Annotated in this window: 12 protein-coding genes and 2 pseudogenes; 5 read left to right on the top strand and 9 right to left on the bottom strand. The window is 65.7% G+C overall.

The window, feature by feature from the left end; genetic code table 11:
* Positions 1–52: 52 nt before the first annotated feature.
* The 5 genes from IVB18_RS23990 to IVB18_RS23970 form a co-directional block, all read right to left on the bottom strand.
* Complete coding sequence (locus tag IVB18_RS23990; RefSeq protein ID WP_247991375.1) at positions 53–928, bottom strand: DMT family transporter; 876 nt, start codon at positions 926–928, stop codon at positions 53–55.
* A 15-nt stretch (positions 929–943) separates the two neighbouring features.
* A complete protein-coding gene (locus IVB18_RS23985; RefSeq protein WP_247991374.1) occupies positions 944–1,825 on the bottom strand; it encodes an NAD(P)-dependent oxidoreductase in 882 nt (293 codons plus the stop codon).
* A 2-nt stretch (positions 1,826–1,827) separates the two neighbouring features.
* Positions 1,828–2,959, bottom strand: a protein-coding gene (gene prfB, locus IVB18_RS23980; RefSeq protein ID WP_247991373.1) for a peptide chain release factor 2 whose coding sequence is annotated in 2 segments (ribosomal slippage) — positions 1,828–2,889 and positions 2,891–2,959 — 1,131 coding nt in all. Because the reading frame shifts where the segments join, the coding sequence is not laid out codon by codon here.
* A gap of 109 nt (positions 2,960–3,068) precedes the next feature.
* A complete protein-coding gene (locus tag IVB18_RS23975; protein ID WP_247991372.1) occupies positions 3,069–5,567 on the bottom strand; it encodes a penicillin-binding protein 1A in 2,499 nt (832 codons plus the stop codon).
* A 236-nt stretch (positions 5,568–5,803) separates the two neighbouring features.
* On the bottom strand, positions 5,804–7,099 hold the full coding sequence (locus IVB18_RS23970; RefSeq protein WP_247991371.1) for an N-acetylmuramoyl-L-alanine amidase: 1,296 nt from the start codon (positions 7,097–7,099) through the stop codon (positions 5,804–5,806).
* A 704-nt stretch (positions 7,100–7,803) separates the two neighbouring features.
* Between IVB18_RS23970 and IVB18_RS23965 the strand changes: the two genes are divergently transcribed.
* Positions 7,804–10,872, top strand: a complete 3,069-nt coding sequence (locus IVB18_RS23965; protein WP_247991370.1) for a ribonuclease E/G — start codon at positions 7,804–7,806, stop codon at positions 10,870–10,872.
* A gap of 67 nt (positions 10,873–10,939) precedes the next feature.
* Here IVB18_RS23965 and IVB18_RS23960 read toward each other — a convergent pair whose 3' ends face one another.
* Positions 10,940–11,620 carry an XRE family transcriptional regulator gene (locus IVB18_RS23960; protein WP_247991369.1) on the bottom strand — a complete coding sequence of 227 codons (681 nt, stop codon included), beginning with the start codon at positions 11,618–11,620 and terminating at the stop codon, positions 10,940–10,942.
* A gap of 209 nt (positions 11,621–11,829) precedes the next feature.
* Here IVB18_RS23960 and IVB18_RS23955 point away from each other — a divergent pair.
* The 3 genes and pseudogenes from IVB18_RS23955 (at position 11,830) to IVB18_RS23945 (ending at position 15,854) form a co-directional block, all read left to right on the top strand.
* A pseudogene (locus tag IVB18_RS23955) lies at positions 11,830–13,325 on the top strand (amidase family protein).
* A 49-nt stretch (positions 13,326–13,374) separates the two neighbouring features.
* Positions 13,375–14,604, top strand: a complete 1,230-nt coding sequence (locus IVB18_RS23950) for an MFS transporter (protein ID WP_247991368.1) — start codon at positions 13,375–13,377, stop codon at positions 14,602–14,604.
* 17 nt (positions 14,605–14,621) lie between these two features.
* Positions 14,622–15,854, top strand: coding sequence for an FAD-dependent oxidoreductase (locus IVB18_RS23945; protein WP_247991367.1), 1,233 nt, complete (start codon positions 14,622–14,624; stop codon positions 15,852–15,854).
* Here the strand turns inward: IVB18_RS23945 and IVB18_RS23940 are convergent.
* Positions 15,851–17,935 (bottom strand): tetratricopeptide repeat protein, encoded by a 2,085-nt coding sequence (locus tag IVB18_RS23940; protein ID WP_247991366.1) that lies wholly within the window; start codon positions 17,933–17,935, stop codon positions 15,851–15,853. The two genes, IVB18_RS23945 and IVB18_RS23940, sit on opposite strands and share 4 nt — an antisense overlap.
* Before the next feature lie 60 nt (positions 17,936–17,995).
* A complete protein-coding gene (locus tag IVB18_RS23935; protein ID WP_247991365.1) occupies positions 17,996–18,832 on the bottom strand; it encodes a helix-turn-helix transcriptional regulator in 837 nt (278 codons plus the stop codon).
* A gap of 102 nt (positions 18,833–18,934) precedes the next feature.
* Here IVB18_RS23935 and IVB18_RS23930 point away from each other — a divergent pair.
* Positions 18,935–19,796: pseudogene (locus IVB18_RS23930) on the top strand (SDR family oxidoreductase).
* Positions 19,797–19,829: 33 nt separating this feature from the next.
* On the opposite strand, the gene IVB18_RS23925 reads toward IVB18_RS23930, so the two are convergent.
* A complete protein-coding gene (locus tag IVB18_RS23925) occupies positions 19,830–21,170 on the bottom strand; it encodes a dicarboxylate/amino acid:cation symporter (RefSeq protein ID WP_276581222.1) in 1,341 nt (446 codons plus the stop codon).
* Between the last annotated feature and the right edge of the window lie 4 nt (positions 21,171–21,174).

Here is a 21,174-nt window from a genome sequence, read left to right as displayed (position 1 = left end):
CTTATGATGGCGCCGTGGATATTGCCACCCGATTTCCGGTAAGGCACGGGCTTCAGGACCGGTCGCGCGTTCGCGTGTCAACCGCGATATCGGCAACGACCGCCCCGATCACCAGCGCGCCGCCTATGAGCGCATGAACGGCAGGGACCTCCTGAAAGGCAACCCACACCCAGAACGGCATCAACGGCGTTTCCAGGGTCGCGATCAGGGAGGCTTGGCCGGACGGCAGGAAGCGCGAGCCGAGCATATAGAACGTCAGGCCGAGCGCGACCTGAAGGCAGCCGAACATCGCGAGGATCCCAAGATGACCTCCGTCTACATGCACGAGGTCGCGGGCGAAGGGCAAGCTGACAAGGCTGCCGAGAAAGTTCGACAGCGCGGCCGCCGCCACCATGGATGTCTGCCGATAGCGTCGACTGGCAACCGTCATAGCCGAGATCGCAAGTACCATGAGGCAGCTCAGGGCCACCCCGCCGACATCCGCGCCGGCTTCGATGCCGCCGACGGTGATGACCACACCGGCAAGGGCGACAAGGCTCGCGATCAGCGTGCGCCGCGTCGCGGCTTCGCCGAGCCACAGCCACGCCAACGCGGCGGCGACGAAGGGCTGGGCGGCGATCAGCACGGCCACGTTCATCACCTTTGTCATCTGCAAAGCGGGGATGAACGAGACCATGCCGAGCGTGGACAATGACGCGACGAGGAGGCCTCCGCGTCCTGGCGCCAGCAATTGCCGCAGGGCGGCGCGGCCCTGCATCAGGACGAGAAACACCACGATCAAGCTGCCGGCGAACAGGCCGCGCCAGAACAGGATGGTCCAGGGATCGAATGGAAGCATGCGCGTGAAGAACGGCGCCGTGCTCCAGGCGATGGCGGCTGCGACGACGAGGGCAATGCCGAGACCGCGTTCCGAACGAGGCTGCCCCATGTCCACACGAACCGGCTAAGAAGTCTTCTTCGGCTGCGAGACGAGCTCGATCATCTTGCCTTCGTCGTCGTCGGGCATCGTGGCCTTCGCTTGCGCATAGGCCTCGACGGCGGCACGTGCGACGGGCGGCTTGTCGGCAAGCAGGCTCTCGGCGAGCTTCACGGCATAAGCAGCATCCTTGTGCCGCAGCGCCGACGTAAAGGTCGCGCCGCTAAAGTCGCGGGCCACCATGCGCTTGGAGTGGCGCTGCACTTGAGGACTGGCGGCGACGCCAGCCTGGATCGACTCCAGCACGAGGTTCATGTCGAGTCCGGCCTGCTCGGCGATCGCGAGCCCTTCGGCGAGGCCGGCGATCTGGATCGCGCCCATGAGATTGTTGATGAGCTTGTAGACCGTGCCGGACCCGACGGCGCCGAAATGGCGGATGGTCGAGCCGATCGGCTCGAGATAGGGCCGCGCGCGCTCGAGGTCGGCAGCATCGGCGCCGACCAACAGCGTCAGCTTCCCGCTAGCGGCCGCGTCCGGCAATCCAGTCACGGGGCAGTCGATGTAGATGAGCCCGCGCGCGTTCAGCTCTCGGCCCATCTCGCGCGCATGATCGTAGGAGACGGTGGAGCATTCGATCGCGATGGTGCCGGCCTTCGCCGTCTTGGCCGCCCCCTTGGGTCCGAGCCAGACTGCGCGCGAAGCCTCGTCATCGGCAACCATGGTCACGACGGCGTCGGCATCGATCGCGGCATCCTCCGGCGAGGTCGCCCATTGCGCGCCACGCGCGATCAGGTCTTCGGCCTTGGCCTTGCTGCGATTCCAGAGCGTCACCGTGAAGCCGGCATCGAGATAGCGGGCGGCCATGCCGTGGCCCATCCGTCCAAGCCCGATGAAGGCGACGCGTGCCATGGCTAATCCACGTCCTCGATCTCACCGGTCGCGGTGCCGAAGGCGCGCTGCGCCAGCGTCGCGGCCATGAAGTCGTCGAGCTCGCCGTTGAGCACGCCCGAGGTGTCGGAGGTCTGAACGCCGGTGCGCAGATCTTTCACCATCTGGTAGGGCTGGAGCACGTAGGAGCGAATCTGGTGGCCCCAGCCGATATCGGTCTTGGCGGCCTGGTCGGCGGCAGCCTTCTCCTCGCGCCTCTTCAGCTCCATCTGGTAGAGCCGCGCGCGCAGCATGTCCCAGGCCTGTGCCCGATTCTTGTGCTGAGAGCGGCCGGCCTGGCAGACCACGGCAACGCCGGTCGGGATATGCGTCAACCGCACCGCGGATTCGGTCTTGTTGACGTGCTGGCCGCCGGCGCCGCCGGAGCGCATGGTGTCGACGCGGACGTCGGATTCCTTGATGTCGATCTTGATGCTGTCGTCGATCACCGGAAACACCGCGACTGACGAAAACGAGGTGTGCCGCCGCGCGTTGGAATCGAATGGCGAGATGCGCACCAGGCGATGCACGCCGGCTTCCGTCTTCAGCCAGCCATAGGCGTTGTGGCCGGAGACCTGGATGGTGGCGGATTTGATCCCGGCTTCTTCGCCATCGGACTCCTCCAGCACCTCGACCTTGAAGCCGTGGGTCTCTGCCCAGCGCGAGTACATGCGCAACAGCATCTGCGCCCAGTCCTGGCTTTCGGTGCCGCCGGCGCCGGCATGCACTTCGAGATAGGAATCGAAACCATCGGCCTCGCCCGACAGCAGCGCTTCGAGCTCGCGCCGAGCGACTTCCTTTTTCAAGGCTTTCAGTCCGGCTTCGGCTTCCGCGACCACGCCCTCATCGCCCTCGGCCTCGCCGAGCTCGATCATGCCGATGTCGTCCTCGAGCTCCTGCTCGACCTTGCCAATGCCTGAGAGCGAATCCTCCAGCGAGGTGCGCTCCTGCATCAGCTTCTGGGCTTTCTGGGGATCGTTCCAGAGGTTGGGATCTTCTGCGAGCTTGTTCAGCTCAGCGAGGCGCGCCGTCGATTTCTCGACGTCAAAGATGCCTCCTCAGCAGCCCGACTGACTGCTTGATCTCTTCTACCAACCGTTCGATTTCGGCGCGCATGTCGTTCTCTGGTCTCGCGGAATGTCCGCGTCTGATTGCAACGCCGATGTAGCGGCGGCGGCTGCAAAGCGCAACCGCCCGAGCGCAGAACGTGCGTCTTGTCCTAAGCCTAGTACAACCCGCCGGTGCCCGGACGCATGAAGAAGCCGGAATCCGGCGGCTGCTGTTGCTGCGACGCGCGGCCGTCGGCGTCGGCCACGCCAATGACCGAATAATTGTCCGGCGGCGCCGTGCCCGGCTTGAAGGCTTCGAGGATGGTTCCGCCGGTCTCGCCCGGGCCGGCGCGCATGCCGGTCTTGGCCACAACGCGGACCAGCTTGATGCCGGCCGGCACCTTGAACGGAACCGCCTGCTTGTCGGCAAGCGCGAGCTTCAGGAAGTCGCGCGCGATCGGAGCTGCCAGATGGCCACCGGTCGCGGCGTTGCCTTTGCCGAGCGGACGCGGCTTGTCGTAGCCCATGTAGATGGCGACGGCGACGTCGGGCGAGAAGCCGACGAACCAGGCGTCCTTGGCCTCGTTGGTGGTGCCGGTCTTGCCGGCGATCGGCTTGCCGACCTCCTTCACCACGGTCGCGGTACCGGCCTGCACGACGCCTTCCATCAGCTCGGTGATCTGATAGGCGGTCATGGAATCCAGCACCTGCTCGCGGCGGTCGATCAGCTGCGGCTCATTCTGAGCCTTCCAGCCGCCCGGCGCGTCGCAGCCGCGACATTCGCGCTGGTCGTGCTTGAAGATGGTGCGGCCGTAGCGATCCTGGATACGGTCGATCAAGGTCGGCTTCACCCGGCGACCGCCATTGGCGACCATCGAATAGGCCGTGACCATGCGCATCGCCGTCGTCTCGCCGGCGCCGAGCGCGTAGGAGAGATAGTTCGGCAGCTCGTCATAGACGCCGAAGCGGCGCGCATATTCGCCGATCAGGGGCATGCCGATGTCCTGCGCGAGGCGCACCGTCACGGTGTTGAGCGATTGCCGCAGCGCGTTGCGCAGCGTCACGGGTCCCTGGAACTTACCCGAGGAGAAGTTTTCGGGACGCCACACGCCGGCGCCCTGGCCCTGGTCGATTTCGATCGGCGCGTCGAGCACCACGGTCGACGGCGTGTAGCCGTTGTCGAGCGCGGCCGAATAGACGATCGGCTTGAACGACGAGCCCGGCTGCCGGTAGGCCTGCGTGGCGCGGTTGAACTGGCTCTGGTCGAACGAGAAGCCGCCGACCATCGCGAGCACGCGGCCGGTCCAGGGATCCATCACCACCATCGCGCCCGACACTTCCGGGATCTGGCGCAGCCGGTACTGGCCCTCGATGGCGTTGCCGTCCTTATAGAGCGGATCGGCATAGATCACGTCGCCCGCCTGGAGCACCTGCGACACTGCTGTCGCCGCCCTGCCCTTCGCAGGTCCCGCGGCCGCCCTTGCCCATTTGACACCATCGAGCGTGATGAGGCCGGTCTCGCGCTGCTTGCTGACGGCGCCGCCAAGCTCGCGGCTCGGCTGGAAGCCGATGCGCGCCGACTGGTCGCTGGTCTCCAGCACCACCGCCATACGCCATGGCGAGATGTCGGAGAGCGATTTGATCTCGGCGAGCTTCACACCCCAATCGCCCGACGTATCGAGCTTGCTCATGGCGCCGCGATAACCCTGCTGCTCGTCATAGTTCACGAGGCCGGTGACCATGGTCTTGCGCGCCATGACCTGGATCTTCGGATCCAGCGTCGTGCGCACGGAGAGCCCGCCCTCATAGAGCTTCTTCTCGCCGTAGCGCTCGAAGATGTCGCGGCGAACTTCCTCGGCGAAATATTCGCCTGCGAAGGTGTGAGCGCCGTTGGAACGGTTGGTGACGGCCAGCGGCTCCTTGCGCGCCTTCTCGGCGTCGGCCTGCTTGATCCAGCCGTTCTCCTGGAGACGGTCGATCACGTAGTTGCGGCGCTCGATGGCGCGGTCGCGGTTACGCACCGGATGCAGCGTCGCCGGCATCTTCGGCAGGGCCGCGAGATAGGCGGCCTCCGCCACGGTGAGCTCGTTCACCGACTTGTCGAAATAGACCAGCGAGGCGGCGGCGATGCCGTAGGCACCGAGGCCCAAATAGATTTCGTTGAGATACAGCTCGAGGATCTTGTCCTTCGAATAGGTCTTCTCGATCCGCATCGCCAGCAAGGCTTCCTTGATCTTGCGGGCGAACGAGACTTCGTTGGTCAACAGGAAGTTCTTGGCAACCTGCTGCGTGATCGTGGAGGCGCCCTGCGGACGCCGGTTCGAGCCGTAGTTCTGGATGTAGACCACGCCGGCGCGCGCCATGCCGGTGTAGTCGATGCCGCCATGCTCGTAGAAATTCTTGTCCTCGGCCGCGAGGAACGCGTTGATCACGAGCTTCGGCACCGCCTGGATCGGCAGGTACAGCCGCCGCTCCTTGGCGTATTCGCCGAGCAGCGAACCGTCAGTCGCGTGGACGCGGGTCATCACCGGCGGCTCGTAATCCTGAAGCTGAGAATAGTCCGGCAAGTCCTTGGAGAAATGCCAGATCAGGCCAGCTATGGCACCGACACCGACAAGGAACAACACCGTTCCCGCGGCGAACAGGAAGCCCATGAACCGCACCAGCAAGCGCATTATCTGTTTATCCGTTCAAACCCTGGATCAGCCCAAGACCAGCCCACGGCGCCCAAAACAAAAACAGGCGCCAACCTCACGTCGCAAACTCACCAGCCTACTCAATCACATCGGTGCCGGACCTAAAGACGCTTGCCGAGCGGGATTCTCGTCGATTCCAGAACCCTCTGCGGCGTTTTTATAAAGCGCCCGCTGTGGCCAAACTAGGGCTTTCACGGCGGGACAGGAAAACCCTTTCAATTCGAAGACCCTGCTGTGGCCATCCGCTTGGTCAGAAACCCGTCGATCGCCTCCGCCATCGAGGTCACGGCGCGGGACCGCCAGCCCTCGGAGACCAGGTGCTCGAGGTCTCCCTTGTTGGAGACATAACCGATCTCGACCAGCACCGACGGCACGTCGGGCGCCTTCAGCACCCGGAAGCCGGCCGACTTCAGGGGATGCTTGTGCATCCGCACCGTCGACTTCATTTCACCCATCAGCAGACGGGCGAAACGGTTTGAAAAGGTGCGGGTTTCCCGCTGCGTGAGGTCGATCAGGATGTCGGCGACATCGGTCGGCTCCTCGGCGAGGTTGAAGCCGGCGATCGCATCCGCCCGGTTTTCCGCGTCCGCCAGCCGTTCCGCCTCGGCGTCGGAGGCCTTGTCCGACAGCGTGTAGATCGTGGCGCCCTGCGCATCGCCCTCGGCGCGTGGCAATGCGTCGGCGTGGATCGAGACGAACAGTGCTGCCTTCAGGGTGCGAGCGACTTTGACCCGGTCGTTGAGGGGAATGAAGGTGTCGTCATCCCGCGTCATCACCACGCGGAATTTGCCGGTCTTTTCCAGCCGGTCGCGCAGCGCGCGGCCAAAGGCTAGCACTAGGTTCTTCTCGCTCTCGCCGCTCGATTGGGTACCGTTGTCGATGCCGCCATGGCCGGGATCGATCACGACCACCGGGCGGCCATCGGCCTTCTGCTGCCCTACGTCCGGGGTTGCCACGGCGGGAACCGTTGCAGGCGGCGCATCGGCGATCGCCGGCCGCAGCTCGGGGCGGTTTTCCGGGGCGATCGATTGCACGAAGGCGGCGCGGTCGACCTCCTCCAGTTCGAGCACGAGCCGGGCCGGCTGAGCGTTGGCCGCCTCCAGCACGTAGGAGTTGGCGATCTTGGCCGGCCCTGTCAGGTCGAACACGATTCGCGAGCCGCCGGGCATCACCAGCCCGTAGCGGAAGGCCTTGACCAGCCCCCGCCCCCCGGCCCCGGTTCCCGAGGGCAGCTGAAAATTGAGCTGCGGCACGTCGACCACCACGCGATACGGATCGGCCAGCGTGACCGCGCGGAAGCTGACGGTCTGATCGAGGTCGAGGATGAAGCGGGTCTGCTTGCCGTCGCCGGCCAGCCGTGCGGCCGAAGCGATTGGAAAATTCGCAGCTACAACAGAGGGTTGCGGTTGGTTCTCGGCCGCGCTCAGGCGCGAGGAATCGGCACATGGCAAGGCTGCGGCGCACAGAAGCACGCATCCCAGCAGAACCCTTTGATTTGCGCGGCTCGCCACCGATTCCGTGCCTCCGAGCAGCCTCTTTAACGCAATAGAACCACAGGGTTAATCGATCCTTAATGACGGAAATGCGAAACTCGCCGACTGTGACCGGCATGCGACGGTCCCTTGCACGGTTGGTCCATTCCTCGTATGTACGGAGTGCTGACGGCCAATATTTCCGGTTGTGTCGCATTCAGCCTCCCGGTGCATCGCCGGAACTCTCAAGGTTTGGGAATTCCAGCGTTTTCCGTTCCTCTCGAAGGCCAGCGCGGTGCGCGGCAGCGTGGTGGATCGGGTCAAGCCCCGGCGGCAGACGGTCTCCGGTTACCACTCGCGTTTCCGGGGCCGGTTCTGACAGCGACGTAGCCCGTTACCCGATCCCTTAATCCCAAGGGAGCGGTTTGATCTTCAGGACGGGCGCTTCCGCGCCAGGCCTGGCCAGCAGCAACTGATTGAGGGGCGGCCTCGCCGCCCAATGTTTCATACGGGCCGACGCTTGATGCGCCAGACTGTGCCGACGAATTCTGAAGGACCATTCGCGACGCTGCGGAGTGAAAATCCCGCGCGCCGCCTTGGCCCTCCGGCTTCCGGTTCGGCAGGGCGCGAGAGACGGCGTTTCGGCCTTCCCCTCACCCCCGAATCAGGTGGACCGTCGCGTCACCCGGCAGCGCTAATCGCGCCCACGGTGAATCGCGCCCGCCGCCGCCAAGAGTTAAGACATGCCCAACAAGATGTTGATCGATGCCACCCACCCGGAGGAGACCCGGGTCGTCGTGGTCCGCGGCAATCGCGTCGAAGAGTTTGATTTCGAGACCGCGCAACGCAAGCAACTGCGCGGGAATATCTACCTCGCCAAGGTCACCCGGGTGGAGCCTTCGCTCCAGGCCGCCTTCGTCGAATATGGCGGCAACCGCCACGGCTTCCTCGCCTTCAGCGAAATCCATCCCGACTACTATCAGATTCCGGTCGCCGACCGGCAGGCGCTGATCGAGGCCGAGGAGCAGGCTCATCGCGAGGCCGAGGAAGAGAGCGAGAATCGCTCCCACGGCCGCCGCCGCTCGCGCCATCGCAACGCCCGCCGCCGCGGTCATGGCGAACGCGTCCGAAGCAACATCGTCGAAGGCCTCGCTGGCGCCGATCCCGCGGCCCAGCCGGTCGAGGGCGACGTCCTTCCGGAGCACACCGAGGGCGCTCTGCACGAGGGCGAGCATCTGCACGCCGACGCTGAGCATCACGGCGAGCACGAAGCCCATGATCACGATGAACATGGACACGACGATCATCATCACGCCCATGATGAGGATCACCATCACACTCACGATCATGATGACCATGGTCATGAAAGCGGGCACGATCATCACGACCATGATCACGCCGGCGAAACCGCCGCGCCTGTCGCAGCCGTTGGCGCCGAACCCGTGGTCGCCGCCGAGACGCAGGAGGCCGCCGCCTCCGAAGCGCATGCAGAGGCTCTGGCCGAAGCCGTGACCGCCGCCGCTGAACCGACCGATGCCGTGTACGCGGCCGGCGAAATCGCCGAAGCCCCGCATCACGAGTCCACCGAAGTCGAGGAAGACGACGACGATGACGACGAGGATGAAGACGGCGAGGAAGCCGAAGAGGAAGTCGTCGAATCCGTCGGCGGCGACGACGTGCTCGAGGAAGTGCCGGAGCGTACCTTCCGCCCGCGTCGCCAGTACAAGATCCAGGAAGTCATCAAGCGCCGCCAGGTGATGCTGGTGCAGGTCGTCAAGGAAGAACGCGGCAACAAGGGCGCGGCGCTGACGACCTACCTGTCGCTCGCCGGCCGCTACGCCGTGCTGATGCCGAACACCGCGCGCGGCGGCGGCATCAGCCGCAAGATCACGAGCGCCCAGGACCGTTCGCGCCTGAAGGAAGTGGTGCAGGATCTCGACGTGCCCGAGGGCATGGGCATCATCCTGCGCACCGCCGGCGCCGCCCGCACCAAGCCCGAGATCAAGCGCGACTTCGAATACCTGATCCGGATGTGGGAGACGGTGCGGGACCTGACGTTGAAGTCGCAGGCCCCGACGCTGGTCTACGAGGAAGGCTCGCTGATCAAGCGCTCACTGCGCGACCTCTACAACAAGGAGATCGACGAGATCCAGGTTGCCGGTGAATCCGGCTACCGCGAAGCGCGCGACTTCATGAAGATGCTGATGCCCGCCAACGTGAGCGCGGTGAAGCAGTATCGCGACGGCCAACCGCTGTTCTCGCGCATGGGCGTCGAGAGCCAGCTGGATGCGATGTTCTCGCCGACAGTGCAGCTGCGCTCCGGCGGCTATATCGTGATCAACCAGACCGAAGCGCTGGTCTCGATCGACGTCAACTCCGGCCGCTCGACCCGCGAGCACCACATCGAGGACACCGCGCTCAAGACCAATCTGGAAGCGTCCGAAGAGGTCGCCCGCCAGCTCCGTCTGCGCGATCTCGCCGGCCTGATCGTCATCGACTTCATCGACATGGACGAGAAGCGCAACAACCGCGCGGTCGAGCGCAAGTTGTCCGACTGCCTCCGGCAGGATCGCGCGCGCATCCAGGTCGGACGCATCTCGCATTTCGGCCTGCTGGAGATGTCGCGCCAGCGCATCCGCGCCAGCGTGCTCGAATCCTCGACCGATCCCTGCCCGCATTGCGGCGGCACCGGCCACGTGCGCTCGGTGTCCTCGGTTGCGCTCCAGTTGCTGCGCGGCCTCGAAGAGATCCTGATGAAGGGCGCAACCCACAATCTCGTGGTCCGCACCCGCACCGACGTCGCGCTCTATGTGCTGAACCACAAGCGCGGCCATCTGCGCGACCTCGAGAACGGCTTCAAGGTCACGTTGGCGGTCATCGCCGATCCGAGCGTCAGCGGACCGCAGGCCTATCTCATCGACCGCAGCGAGCAGGTGCATACGCTTGAGGCCGCCAAGGCGTTGCTCGTGGCTCAGGCCGCGGCAAGCCCGCCGCCAGTAGCCGAAGAAGCCTATGACGACGAGGAGTTCGATTCGGAGATTGAATCCGAGGTCGAGTCTGAGGAGACCGAAGGCCTTGCCGAGGAGCAGGCTGCCGGCGAAGCGGCACCCGATCAGGACGGCCAGCGCCGCAAGCGTCGCCGGCGTCGGCGCGGCCGCGGCGCCCAGCGCGACGGCGAGCCTCGCGAGGATGGCGCGCCCACGCTTCCCGAAGCCGCCGTGGCAGCAGGCGAAGGCGAAGAGGACGCCGAGACCGAGCAGGACGGAGACGAAGGCGAGGACCAGGCGACTCAGGCCCGTGGCGAGCAGCAGGGCGCTGGCGATCGCCGGCGCCGGCGTGGTCGCCGTGGCGGACGCCGCCGGCGCGGCGGTGCCGAAGAAGGTCTCGCCGGATCCATCAGCGACGAGCTTGGCGGCAATCCGCCGTCGGAGGCGACCGAGGCCGTTGCCGATTTCGACGGCGAGACTGCGCCCTCGATCGCGCAGGCCGACCACACCTACACGCCCGTGGAGCCGACCCAGCCCGAGCCGCGCGCCAAGGTGCAGGTTGAACCGGTGGCCCAGCCCGAGCCGGCTTCTACCGCCGCAGAGGACGAGCCCGCCGACGACAAGGCCGCGCGCCGCCGCTCCACCGTCCGGGAAAAGGTGAGCTTCCTGTCGAGCAGCCAGCCCGAGCCCGCAGCACCCGTTGCGCAGACATCTGAACCGGCTGCCGCGCCGACTCCAGAGCCCGCGCCGCAGGCGACAAGCGAAACATCGGCCGCACCGCGTCGCGCCGGTTGGTGGTCGCGCCGCTTCGGCGGCGGTGAATAGGCCGAACGCCCAATAAAAAAACGCCCGGCCTAGCCGGGCGTTTTTCGTTTCAAAGCTCGCGACAACACTACGGCGGCAGCTCATCGTCACCGAGCGGCGCCACGTCGCGAGATGCAATCTGGCGGAGCTGGTCGTAAAGATCCGGCGCTTCGCTGGTGCAGAGGCAGACGCCCTTGGCGGAAGGCGCGTCGCCAGCGTTGAGGTAGGCGTGGCCCATGGTGCTATCGAGATAGATGCCGTCGCCTTCGCCGAGGATCTCCGGTGCGTAGAACTCGGTGTGGACGGCGACGCGTCCGCTCGTCACCAGAAAATACTCCTCACCGGCATGGCGCAGCAGCGGGCCGAACTCGTCCAGCGAGCGCGCCCGGACGTCGGCCATGATCGGCACCATGCGTTTGCCGATCAGGTCGGTGCATTGATAGTGGTAGGTGTAGAATTTGGTGGTGATCACCTGGCCCTGCCCGGCCCGGCTGATGCTGCGCCGCGCGGTGACCGGCCGCCCCTGCGCGGGAGCCGCGATCGCCGGATTGAACAGCTCAGCGATTTCCATCTTCAGGCCTGAGGTGAGCTGCAACAGCTTGTCGTAGGTGAGCGACATCAGGCCGTTCTCGACCTTGGACAAGGTCGAGAGCGCCATGCCGGTCCGCTCCGCCACCTGCTTGAGCGTCAGGCCGCGCGCCTGGCGGGCAGCCTTGAGGCATTGGCCGAGCTGGGAATTGGCCCCTTCGGGCGTTGTGATCTCGCTCATGCAGCAATGGTAGCACGGCAGCGGAAAAATTGTTGGCCGATCGGTCTAGTCTTTTCGGTGAAAGAGGCCCTAAAACCATCACGGCTGGCCGCCTCTTGGGCAAAATTCCCAGAATTTGTGCATGAAATGCCCCGGTTTGACGAATATTCGTGCGCCTGCAGTACTTTCCGATATGCTAAATTGTTTTCACAATCTGAAAGGGATTGGTATTGTCCGGACTTTGCGATTCCAGCGCCGTTGAGCTGCGCCGCCTGCTCGCTACGCGGGCAATTTCGCCGTCGAGCTGCTGGACACCTGCCTGTCCCGCATCTCCGCCGTCAATCCCGCCGTCAACGCGGTCGTGACGCTGGACGAGTCCGGCGCGCGTGCAGCGGCAAAGGCAGCCGAGGCCGGCTTCCTGCGCGGCGAGGATCGTGGCGCGCTGCACGGTCTTCCCGTTCTGATCAAGGACACGCAGGACACCGCCGGGCTGCGCACCACTTATGGCAGTCCCCTGTTGCGAGACCACGTACCGGCCACCGACCAGGGCTCGGTCGCCCGGCTGCGCGCCTCCGGCGCGGTTATCCTCGGCAAGACCAACACGCCGGAATGGGCGGCGGGCGGCAACACCCGCAACCCCGTTTTCGGCGCGACCGGCAATCCCTTCGATCCCGTGCGTTCGGCGGCCGGCTCCTCCGGCGGCTCGGCGGTCGCACTCGCCTGCGGCATGGCCCCGCTCGCCTCGGGCTCGGACACCGGCGGCAGCCTGCGCAATCCGGCCGGCTATGCCGGCATCGTCGGCATGCGTCCCTCCTACGGCCTCGTGGCAAGCGAAAAGCGCGCCTTCGGCTGGTCCAATTTGTCGACCGACGGACCGATGGCGCGCAACGTCGCCGACACCGCGCTGATGTTGTCGGTGATGGCGAGCGACGATGCCCGCGATCCGCTCGCCTACACCTTACCCGGCGAGCCCCTGCGCGCTCGCGCCGAGCGCTGGGCCGCGCCGCGCCCGGCGGAGCTCGGCAAGCTGCGTCTCGCCTTCACGGAAGATTTTGGCTTCGCACCGACCGAGCAAGCCATCCGCCGCGTGTTCCGCGATCGCGTGAATAAGCTTGCGCCGCTCTTCGCCGAATGCCGCGAGGCGACGCCGGACTGCACCGGAGCGGACGATGCCTTTGCCGTGCTGCGCGCAGGGTTGTTCCTGGCGATGCATGGCAAGAACTACAAAGAGCGTCCCGAGATGCTCGGCCCCAACGTCCGCGCCAATGTCGAGGAAGGCCTCTGCTATACGCTCGAAGACCACGCGCGCGCCGCGACGACGCAGACACGGATTTATCGCGCCTATCAGACCTTCTTCGAAAGCTGCGACGTGCTGATCACCCCGACGATCACGCTGAGTCCACGCCCGTGGTCGGAGCTCTATCCGTCCGAGATCGACGGCGCGCCCACGAAATCCTATTTTCACTGGCTCGCACTCGCTTATGCCGTGACGCTCGCAGGTCATCCCGCAATCAGCCTTCCCGTCGGCATCGACGAGGCCGGCCTGCCCTTCGGCCTCCAGATCGTCGGCCCGCGCGGCGGCGATGCCATCGTGCTTTCGGTCGCTGCGAGCCTCGAAGCTGCGTTCGCGGACGACACGCAATTACGCCGGCCAGTCCCTGATCTGGCGCGACTTGCCGTGGCGCCGCCGCTATCGGCCGCGCCGGGCTTCCTCACCTGGGAATAGATCACCACAAGCTGGCTGCCCCCGGATCGCCGGTAAATCGGAGACGAGCATGACCGAGTTGTCGAAGCGGAAGACCAGCATCGTCACGTTCGTCCTGCTCTATGTCGCCTACTGCATCTCCTACATCGACCGCGCGGCGATTTCGCTGGCGCTGGCGCAGATCGGCAAGGATTTCAATCTCCAGGCCGCCGATCTCGGCATCGTCATCAGTGCGTTCTTCCTCGGCTATGCCGCGATGCAGGTGCCGGGCGGATGGCTCTCCGACCGCCTCGGCTCGAAATATGTGGTGATCGTCACGATCGTGATGTGGTCGCTGTTCACGGCGTTCACGAGCCTCGCCTGGTCGCTCGCCTCGCTGATCGCGATCCGCTTCATCTTCGGCATCGCCGAGGGCGGCTTTCCGCCGGCCAGCATCCGCGCGGTTGCGGAAGTGTTCAAGAAGGACAGCCGGCCGAAGATGTCGGCGCTGCTGCTGTCGTCGAACTATGCCGGCAGCATGATCGCGCCGCTGATCATGGCGCCGCTCATCCTCTGGCTCGGCTGGCGCCATGCCTTCAACACGATCGGCATTGCGGGCATCGTCTTCGCGGTGATCTATTTCGTTTTCGTCCCGCATCTGGGACGCGCAGTCGAGACCGATTCAGGCGCATCGGCGGTGAAGGTCGAAAACCGCGCGCCGATGCGCGAGCTCATGAGGAATCCGCTGCTGTGGCAGCTGATGGTGGTGTGGTTCGGCCTGAGTTGCGTCAACAAGGGCCTGGATTCCTGGATGCCACTTTATCTGCTCCAGCAGCGCGGGCTCGACCTCAAAACTGTCGGCGTGGTGGCGCCGATCCCGTTCGTAATGGCGACGATTGCGACCGCGATCGGCGGCTGGGTGATGACGACGTTTTTCGACGAACGCGAAAAGTACCTCTTGATCGGCAGCTCCGCATTGACCGGCATCTTCCTCTACGCCATGTACAAGGCGGAGACGATCACGATGCTGATCGCCTATCAGTCGCTGGTCTACTTCTTCAAATCGTTCGTGCTGGCCTCGGTGATTGCACTTCCGACCAAACTGCTCCGCGACGACCAGATCGGATCTGGCGTCGGCATGGTCAATCTCGGCGGCCAGAGCGCCGGCTTCGTGGCGCCCGCGGTGATAGGTTTCATCGTAACCGGCACCGGATCGTTCGATGCCGCCTTCGGCTTCCTGGTCGCGATGACCGCGATGTCGGTCGTCGTCGCCGCAACGATCAATACCGCGCAGGCTAAGCTCGCGCCGAGCCCGGCCTGACAGGAGATATTTTGCCGATGCAAAGCGCGATCGTTCTCGGCGGCGGCATGGTGGGCGTGGGGGCTGCACTGCATCTCCAGCGCCGCGGCTGGTCGGTCACCCTCGTCGACCGCAGGGAGCCGGGCCGCGAGACCAGCTATGGCAATGCCGGCATGATCCAGGCAGAAGCAGTGCGGCCCTATCCGATGCCACGCGACCTGGCCACGCTGCTGAAGATCGCGACCGGCCGCACCAACGACGTGCGCTATAGCCTCTCGTCGCTCCACCGCCACGTCGAGCCGCTGCTCCGCTACTGGTGGCATTCGGCGCCGAAGCGGCATCGCGAAGCGATCGAAGCCTGGGCGCGGCTGATCGCCTATGCGACGCCCGAGCACGACATCCTCATCCGCGAAGCCCATGCCGACAATCTGATCCGCCGCGCCGGCTATCGCGTGCTGCACCGCGACCCCGCTTCATTCGACCTCGCAATCCAAACAGCGGAGGAAGACCGTCGCGAATTCGGTGTGAATTTTCGCGTGCTCTCGGGCAGTGAGCTCACAAAGGCCGAGCCGATCCTGCGCGACGATCTTCCCGGCGCGATCCACTGGCTCGACACCTGGACAGTCTCCGATCCCGGTGCCCTGGTCACGGCCTATGCTGGCCTGTTCGCGCGCCTCGGCGGCACGATTGTACTCGGCGATGCGCAGACCTTGCAGCAGACCGCGACTGGCTGGTCGGTCGACACGGACCAGGGGCGCATCGATGCCGCTGCGGCCGTCGTCACGCTCGGGCCGTGGTCGCCCGATCTCCTGCACAAGTTCGGCTATCGCATTCCGCTGGTGCGCAAGCGCGGCTACCACATGCACTATAGCGGCGGCTCGTCGCTCGATCTGCCCCTGGTCGACAGGGGGGGCGGCTATGCCATGGGTCCGATGGCCAAGGGCGTCCGCATCACCACCGGCGCGGAGCTGACCGGCCCCGATGCGCTGGCAACGCCGGTGCAGCTCGCAAGCGCCGAAGCATCGGCGCGAGAGCTGATCGACCTCGGCAAGCGCGTCGAACCGGAGCCGTGGTTCGGCACCCGCCCCTGCACGCCCGACATGCTGCCGGTGCTCGGCCCCGCACCGCGCCACCCCGGTCTCTGGATGAATTTCGGTCACGGCCACCAGGGTTTTACGCTGGGTCCCGCGACGGGACGCCTGCTCGCCGAGATGATGAGCGGCGAAACGCCGTCGATCGATCCGACGCCCTACCGGCCGGAGCGGTTCTAGCCCGCGGCTTTCGCGGCGAGGACCGCCAGCGCGGCCGAGAGGCGCAGTAGCGGATCGTCCCATTCATGCGGCCGGCGCTGGCGGAACAGCCGCATGGTCGGATACCAGGGACTGTCCTCGCGATCGCGCAGCCAGCGCCAGTCCAGCGCGTAAGGCGTGAGCATCCACACGGGCCGGCCGAGCGCGCCGGCGAGATGGGCGACCGACGTATCGACGGCGAGGACGAGATCGAGCGCCGCGACGGCTGCCGCCGTATCAGAAAAGTCGCCGAGCGCAGGCCCAAGATCGATGATTTCGTCGCCGAGCGCCGCCAGCACCGGGGCATCCTCGGGCCGCGGCTCCTTTTGCAGGCTGTAGAGCTGCACGCCCGGCATGAGGAGGTGCGGCAGCATCGCCGCGGCCGATAGCGAGCGCTGCCGGTCGCCCTTGTGTCTGGCATTGCCCGCCCAGACCACACCGACCTTCAGTGCCGTTACATCGGCGAGCACGGCCCGCCACCGCGACAGTTTCGCGGGATCGGGATGCAGATAGGGAACGTCGGCGGGAATGCTGTCGAGCGTGGTGTCGAATATTCGCGGCAGGCTCATCAGCGGCAGTTGCAGGTCGAACGGCGGCAGCGGTTCACCGCGCGCAATCACGGTGACATCGGGTAGCCGCCGCAGCAGCGAGGCCAGCGCGGGCTGCACCTGCAAGATGATCGTGCCGCCTCTCGCGGCCACCATCGGCAGATAGCGCACGAAGTGCAGGGCATCGCCAAGGCCATATTCGGCGAACAGCAGCAATGTGCGGCCTTCGAGCACCTCGCCCCGCCATTCCGGCTCGCTGAAGGTCGGATCGCCGTCCGACAGCGTCTTGCATCTGCGCCGCCACCGATAGGCTTCGAAGCCGTTGGCGAAGTCGCCGTTCATCAGCAGGAAGTGCGCGTGGTTGTATTGCGCAAGCGGCTGCTCCGGATCGAGCGCGACCGCCCGATGCGAGACCACGAGCGCCTCGTCGATCTCGCCGGCGTTGCGCAACGCGACCGCGAGATTGGCGTGGCCCTTGGCATAGGCGGGGTCGGCCGCAACCGCGCAGCGATGCGCGGCGACCGCGTGCTCCACCCGTTCCTGCTTCTCGAAGACGATGCCGAGATTGGTCCAGGCCGGTGCGTGATCGGGTCTGAGCAGCAGCGCGTGCTCGCAGGCCGCGATGGCGTCGTCGAGCGCGCCGAGCTCGGAGAGGCAGGCGCCGAGGTTGGTCGCGATCACATGATCGGCCGGATCGAGCGCAAATGTCCGCCTGTAGATCTCGGCGGCCTCGTCCAGGCGGCCGGCCTCGTGCAGGATGAGGCCGAGCAGGCGCAGCGCCGCAAGGTTATCCGGCACGAGCGCGATCGCACGGCGGTACTGGACGATGGCGTCCTCGAGCAGGCCCTTGCGATAGAGCGCAGCACCGAGATTGCACAGCAGCCCCGGATCATCAGGATCGGCGTCGAGAGCGCAGCGATAGGCGACAACAGCCTCACTGAGCCTGTTCTGGTCCGCAAGGACATTTCCGAGATTGAGCCAGGCGCCGCGATAGGTCAGCTCCCGCGCGATCACCGCGCGATAGGCGTCCTCCGCCTCGGCCAGCCGTCCCTGCTCCGCCAGCACGACGGCGAGGTTGAAGCAGGCCCGCGTCAGTTGCGCATCGAGCCCGAGCGCGCGGCGATAGGCGGCCTCGGCCTCGTCGAAACGCGCGAGCTCGCCGAGTGCCACGCCGAGCTTGTTGTGCAGGCCGGCATCGTTCGGGCGCCGGCAGAGTGCGCGCTGGAACGCCGCCACCGCGCCCTCGTGCTGGCCCTTCACCGCAAGCGCGTCGCCGAGTGTGACCAGCGCCGGCGCATGGTCGGGATCGATGTTGAAGACGCGGTTGAGAAGCACAGCCCCGTCGGCCGCGCGGTCGGTGACGAAGGCGGCGACGGCGGCAAGGTGCAGCGCCGGCACGTGATCCGGCTCCGTCTTCAGCACCTCAGCGCAGAGCGCATCGGCCTCATCAGGCCGCCCCGCCGCAAAATGCTCCGCCGCCTGCAACACAATCCGGTCTACAGCCGCATGGCTCACGATACTGCCCGCCCTTCGCAGTGAGAGATGCGAGTTGAACGGGCGACGCCGCCAATTCCGTCAGTCGACGCGCTCGGCCAGCACGGTCCTGATGCGCTTGGCATCCTCCGGCGTCACCGGATTGTAGACGACCATGCCGAGATCGGGCCTGCCGTCGACGGCAAAGGCCGAATATTCGAACGCAATCGGGCCGAGCACGGGGTGGCGCAAATGCTTGACGCCCTCGCCATAGGTGCGGACGTCGTTGTCGCGCCACAGCGCTGCAAATTCGGGGCTGAGGCGGCAGAGTTCGTCGACGAACTCGGCGACATGCGAGACCGCGCCGGCGCGCGCCGCATCCGCCCGGAAGGCCGCGACCACGAAGCGGGCCACGCTGTCCCAGTCATATTGCGCCGCGCGCACGTGCGGCTCGCAGAAGATCAGGCGGAGGATGTTGCGGCGCTCCGGCGGGAGCTTTGCATAGTCAGTCAGCACGATCGTTGCCGCGCGATTCCAGGCGACGACATCCCATGTCGCAGTCCTGATGATGGCCGGGCTGGTTTCCAGCGCATCCAGCACGCGTTGCAGCCGTGGCGAAACGCCCTCGCCCGCCTGGTAGCGCACCTCGGGCGGGCGGCCGAGGCCGATCAGGAACAGGTGCTCGCGCTCGACATCGGTCAGCATCAGGGCGCGTGCGATGCGGTCGAGCACGTCGGCCGACGGCGCGCCGCCGCGCCCCTGTTCCAGCCACGTGTACCAGGTCGGGCTGATATTGGCGCGCTGTGCCACCTCCTCCCGCCGCAGCCCGGGCGTACGCCTGCGGCTGCCGCCGAAGCCGAACGCCGCAGCATCGAGCCGGGTGCGGCGGTCCTTCAGGTACCTCCCGAGCAGGTTCTCGTGGGCTGCGGTCTCGCTCATCCTGTTAGCTATTATACCCTGATAATCTCACTACTTTACCTGGATAATCTTAGCGCAGATGGTCGTCTCCGCCAACCCTCGACCGATCCTTGGAGATTTCTCATGCGTGTTTTCGTCACTGGCGCCACGGGCTTCGTCGGTTCGGCCGTCGTTCAGGACCTGATCGCCGCCGGCCATCGCGTGCTCGGCCTCGCCCGCTCCGATGCGGGTGCCGCAACGCTCACCGCGATCGGGGCCGAGGTCCAACGTGGGTCACTGGAGGACCATGAGTCTTTGCGCAGCGGCACGGCCACAGCGGACGGCGTCCTGCACCTCGGCTTCAACCACGACTTCTCGAAATTCCTGGACAATTGCGAGCTGGACCGCCGCGCCATCCTCGCGATCGGCGAGGAGCTCGCAGGCTCCAACCGTCCCCTCATCGTCACCTCCGGCGTTGCATTGCTCGCGCCCGGGCGCCTTGCGACCGAAGACGATGAGTCGGCGCACCGGTTTCCACGCGTGTCGAAAGCAACGGCGCTGTCGTTGACAGGGGTCCGCGCCGCGGTGGTTCGGCTTCCGCCGTCCACGCATGGCGAAGGCGACCACGGCTTTGTCCCGATCCTGATCAACCTCGCGCGCCAGAAGGGCGTATCGGCCTATGTCGGTGACGGCAACAACCCGCGTCGATGCCGCTCGCGTCTACCGGCTGGCGCTGGAGCAAGGCGCAACCACAAAACGCTATCACGCGATCGCTGAGGAAGGTGTGCCGTTCAAGGCGATCGCCGAAGTGATCGGCCGCCGGCTCGGCGTGCCCGTCCTCTCGAAATCACCGGAGGAAGCGCCATCACATTTCGGCTGGTTCGCGCAATTCGCAGGCGCCGACGTTCCGACGTCGAGTGCGAAGACGCGCGCCCTGCTCGGCTGGGAGACGAAAGAAAAAGGGCTGATCGAGGATATCGACCAGCCCTATTACTTCGCGCTGTGACGGCGTTGCGCGCCGTCGAGCCTGGCTTGCAGATCAGTCCGTCGTGAGCGCGGTCTCGAGATCGGTCGGATCGATCTGCCGGCTCAGACGCGCGTTGAGCTTGTCGCGATCGAGCTCGCCCTCCCACCAGGCGACGATCACGCAGGCAACGCCGTTGCCGCACAGATTGGTCAGCGCGCGGCATTCGCTCATGAACTTGTCGATGCCGAGCACGATCGCCATGCCCGGCACGAGGCGCGGATCGACCACGGCGAGCGTTGCCGCCAGCGTGATGAAGCCCGCACCGGTGATGCCGGAAGCCCCCTTCGAGGTCAGCATGGCCACGATCAGGATGGTCAGCTGCTGACCGAAGGTGAGATCGACGCCGAGCGCCTGCGCGATGAACAGCGTCGCCAGCGTCATGTAGATGTTGGTGCCGTCGAGATTGAACGAATAGCCCGTGGGCACCACGAGGCCGACCACCGATTTGGAGCAGCCGAGCCGTTCCAGCTTCTCCATCAATGACGGCAGCGCGCTTTCCGACGACGAGGTGCCGAGCACGATCAGGAGCTCGTCCTTGATGTAGGCCAGGAATTTGAAGATCGAGAAACCGGCCAGGCGCGCGATAATGCCGAGCACGACGAACACGAACAGCGCCGCGGTGGCGTAGAAGGTTGCGATCAGCCCGATCAGGTTGAGAATCGCGCCGGTGCCGAACTTGCCGATGGTATAGGCCATCGCGCCGAACGCGCCGATCGGCGCCGCACGCATCACGATGGAGATGACGCCGAACACCGCATGCGCGGCATCGTCGATGAAGCTGCGGATGGTATGGCCACGCTCGCCGAGGCCCATGATGGCGAAGCCGAACAGCACCGAGAACAGCAGCACCTGCAAAATCTCGCCTGTCGCGAAGGCGCCGACCACGGTGTCGGGGATAATGTGCAGGATGAAATCGACGCTCTTCTGGCCCTCAGCCTGCTTGGCGTAGTTGGCGACCGCCTGCGCGTTGGCCGCTGCGCTGCCGAAGCCCGCGCCCGGCTTCACCACATTGCCGACAAAGAGACCGATCACCAGCGCGAAGGTGGAGACGATCTCGAAATAGACCAGCGCCTTGACGCCGATGCGGCCGACCTTCTTGGCATCCTGGATATGAGCGATGCCCGAGACCACGGTGCAGAAGATGATCGGGGCAATCACCATCTTGATCAGCTTGATAAAGCCGTCGCCGAGCGCCTTGATCCATTCGTTGGTGGCGACCGACGGCCACAGCCAGCCGACGATGGCGCCGAGCACGATCGCGATCAGCACCTGGACGTAGAGAATTTTGTACCACGGCTTGGCGGCGGCGGCCGGTGCGTCCGGCGCTGCCGCCATCGTTGTTGTTGTTGTCATTGTT

Source organism: Bradyrhizobium sp. 186, assembly GCF_023101685.1.
Lineage (GTDB): Bacteria > Pseudomonadota > Alphaproteobacteria > Rhizobiales > Xanthobacteraceae > Bradyrhizobium.
The sequence above is the reverse complement of the archived record's forward strand: the minus strand, read 5'-3'. Positions and strand labels throughout refer to the sequence as shown.

What these genes read in the sequence shown, in the direction of transcription:
- IVB18_RS23935 (WP_247991365.1), bottom strand. Translation starts at nt 18,832, where the DNA reads ATGAGCGAGACCGCAGCCCACGAGAACCTGCTCGGGAGGTACCTGAAG.
- IVB18_RS23985 (WP_247991374.1), bottom strand. Translation starts at nt 1,825, where the DNA reads ATGGCACGCGTCGCCTTCATCGGGCTTGGACGGATGGGCCACGGCATG.
- IVB18_RS23960 (WP_247991369.1), bottom strand. Translation starts at nt 11,620, where the DNA reads ATGAGCGAGATCACAACGCCCGAAGGGGCCAATTCCCAGCTCGGCCAA.
- IVB18_RS23965 (WP_247991370.1), top strand. Translation starts at nt 7,804, where the DNA reads ATGCCCAACAAGATGTTGATCGATGCCACCCACCCGGAGGAGACCCGG.
- IVB18_RS23975 (WP_247991372.1), bottom strand. Translation starts at nt 5,567, where the DNA reads ATGCGCTTGCTGGTGCGGTTCATGGGCTTCCTGTTCGCCGCGGGAACG.
- IVB18_RS23990 (WP_247991375.1), bottom strand. Translation starts at nt 928, where the DNA reads ATGGGGCAGCCTCGTTCGGAACGCGGTCTCGGCATTGCCCTCGTCGTC.
- IVB18_RS23945 (WP_247991367.1), top strand. Translation starts at nt 14,622, where the DNA reads ATGCAAAGCGCGATCGTTCTCGGCGGCGGCATGGTGGGCGTGGGGGCT.
- IVB18_RS23925 (WP_276581222.1), bottom strand. Translation starts at nt 21,170, where the DNA reads ATGACAACAACAACAACGATGGCGGCAGCGCCGGACGCACCGGCCGCC.
- IVB18_RS23950 (WP_247991368.1), top strand. Translation starts at nt 13,375, where the DNA reads ATGACCGAGTTGTCGAAGCGGAAGACCAGCATCGTCACGTTCGTCCTG.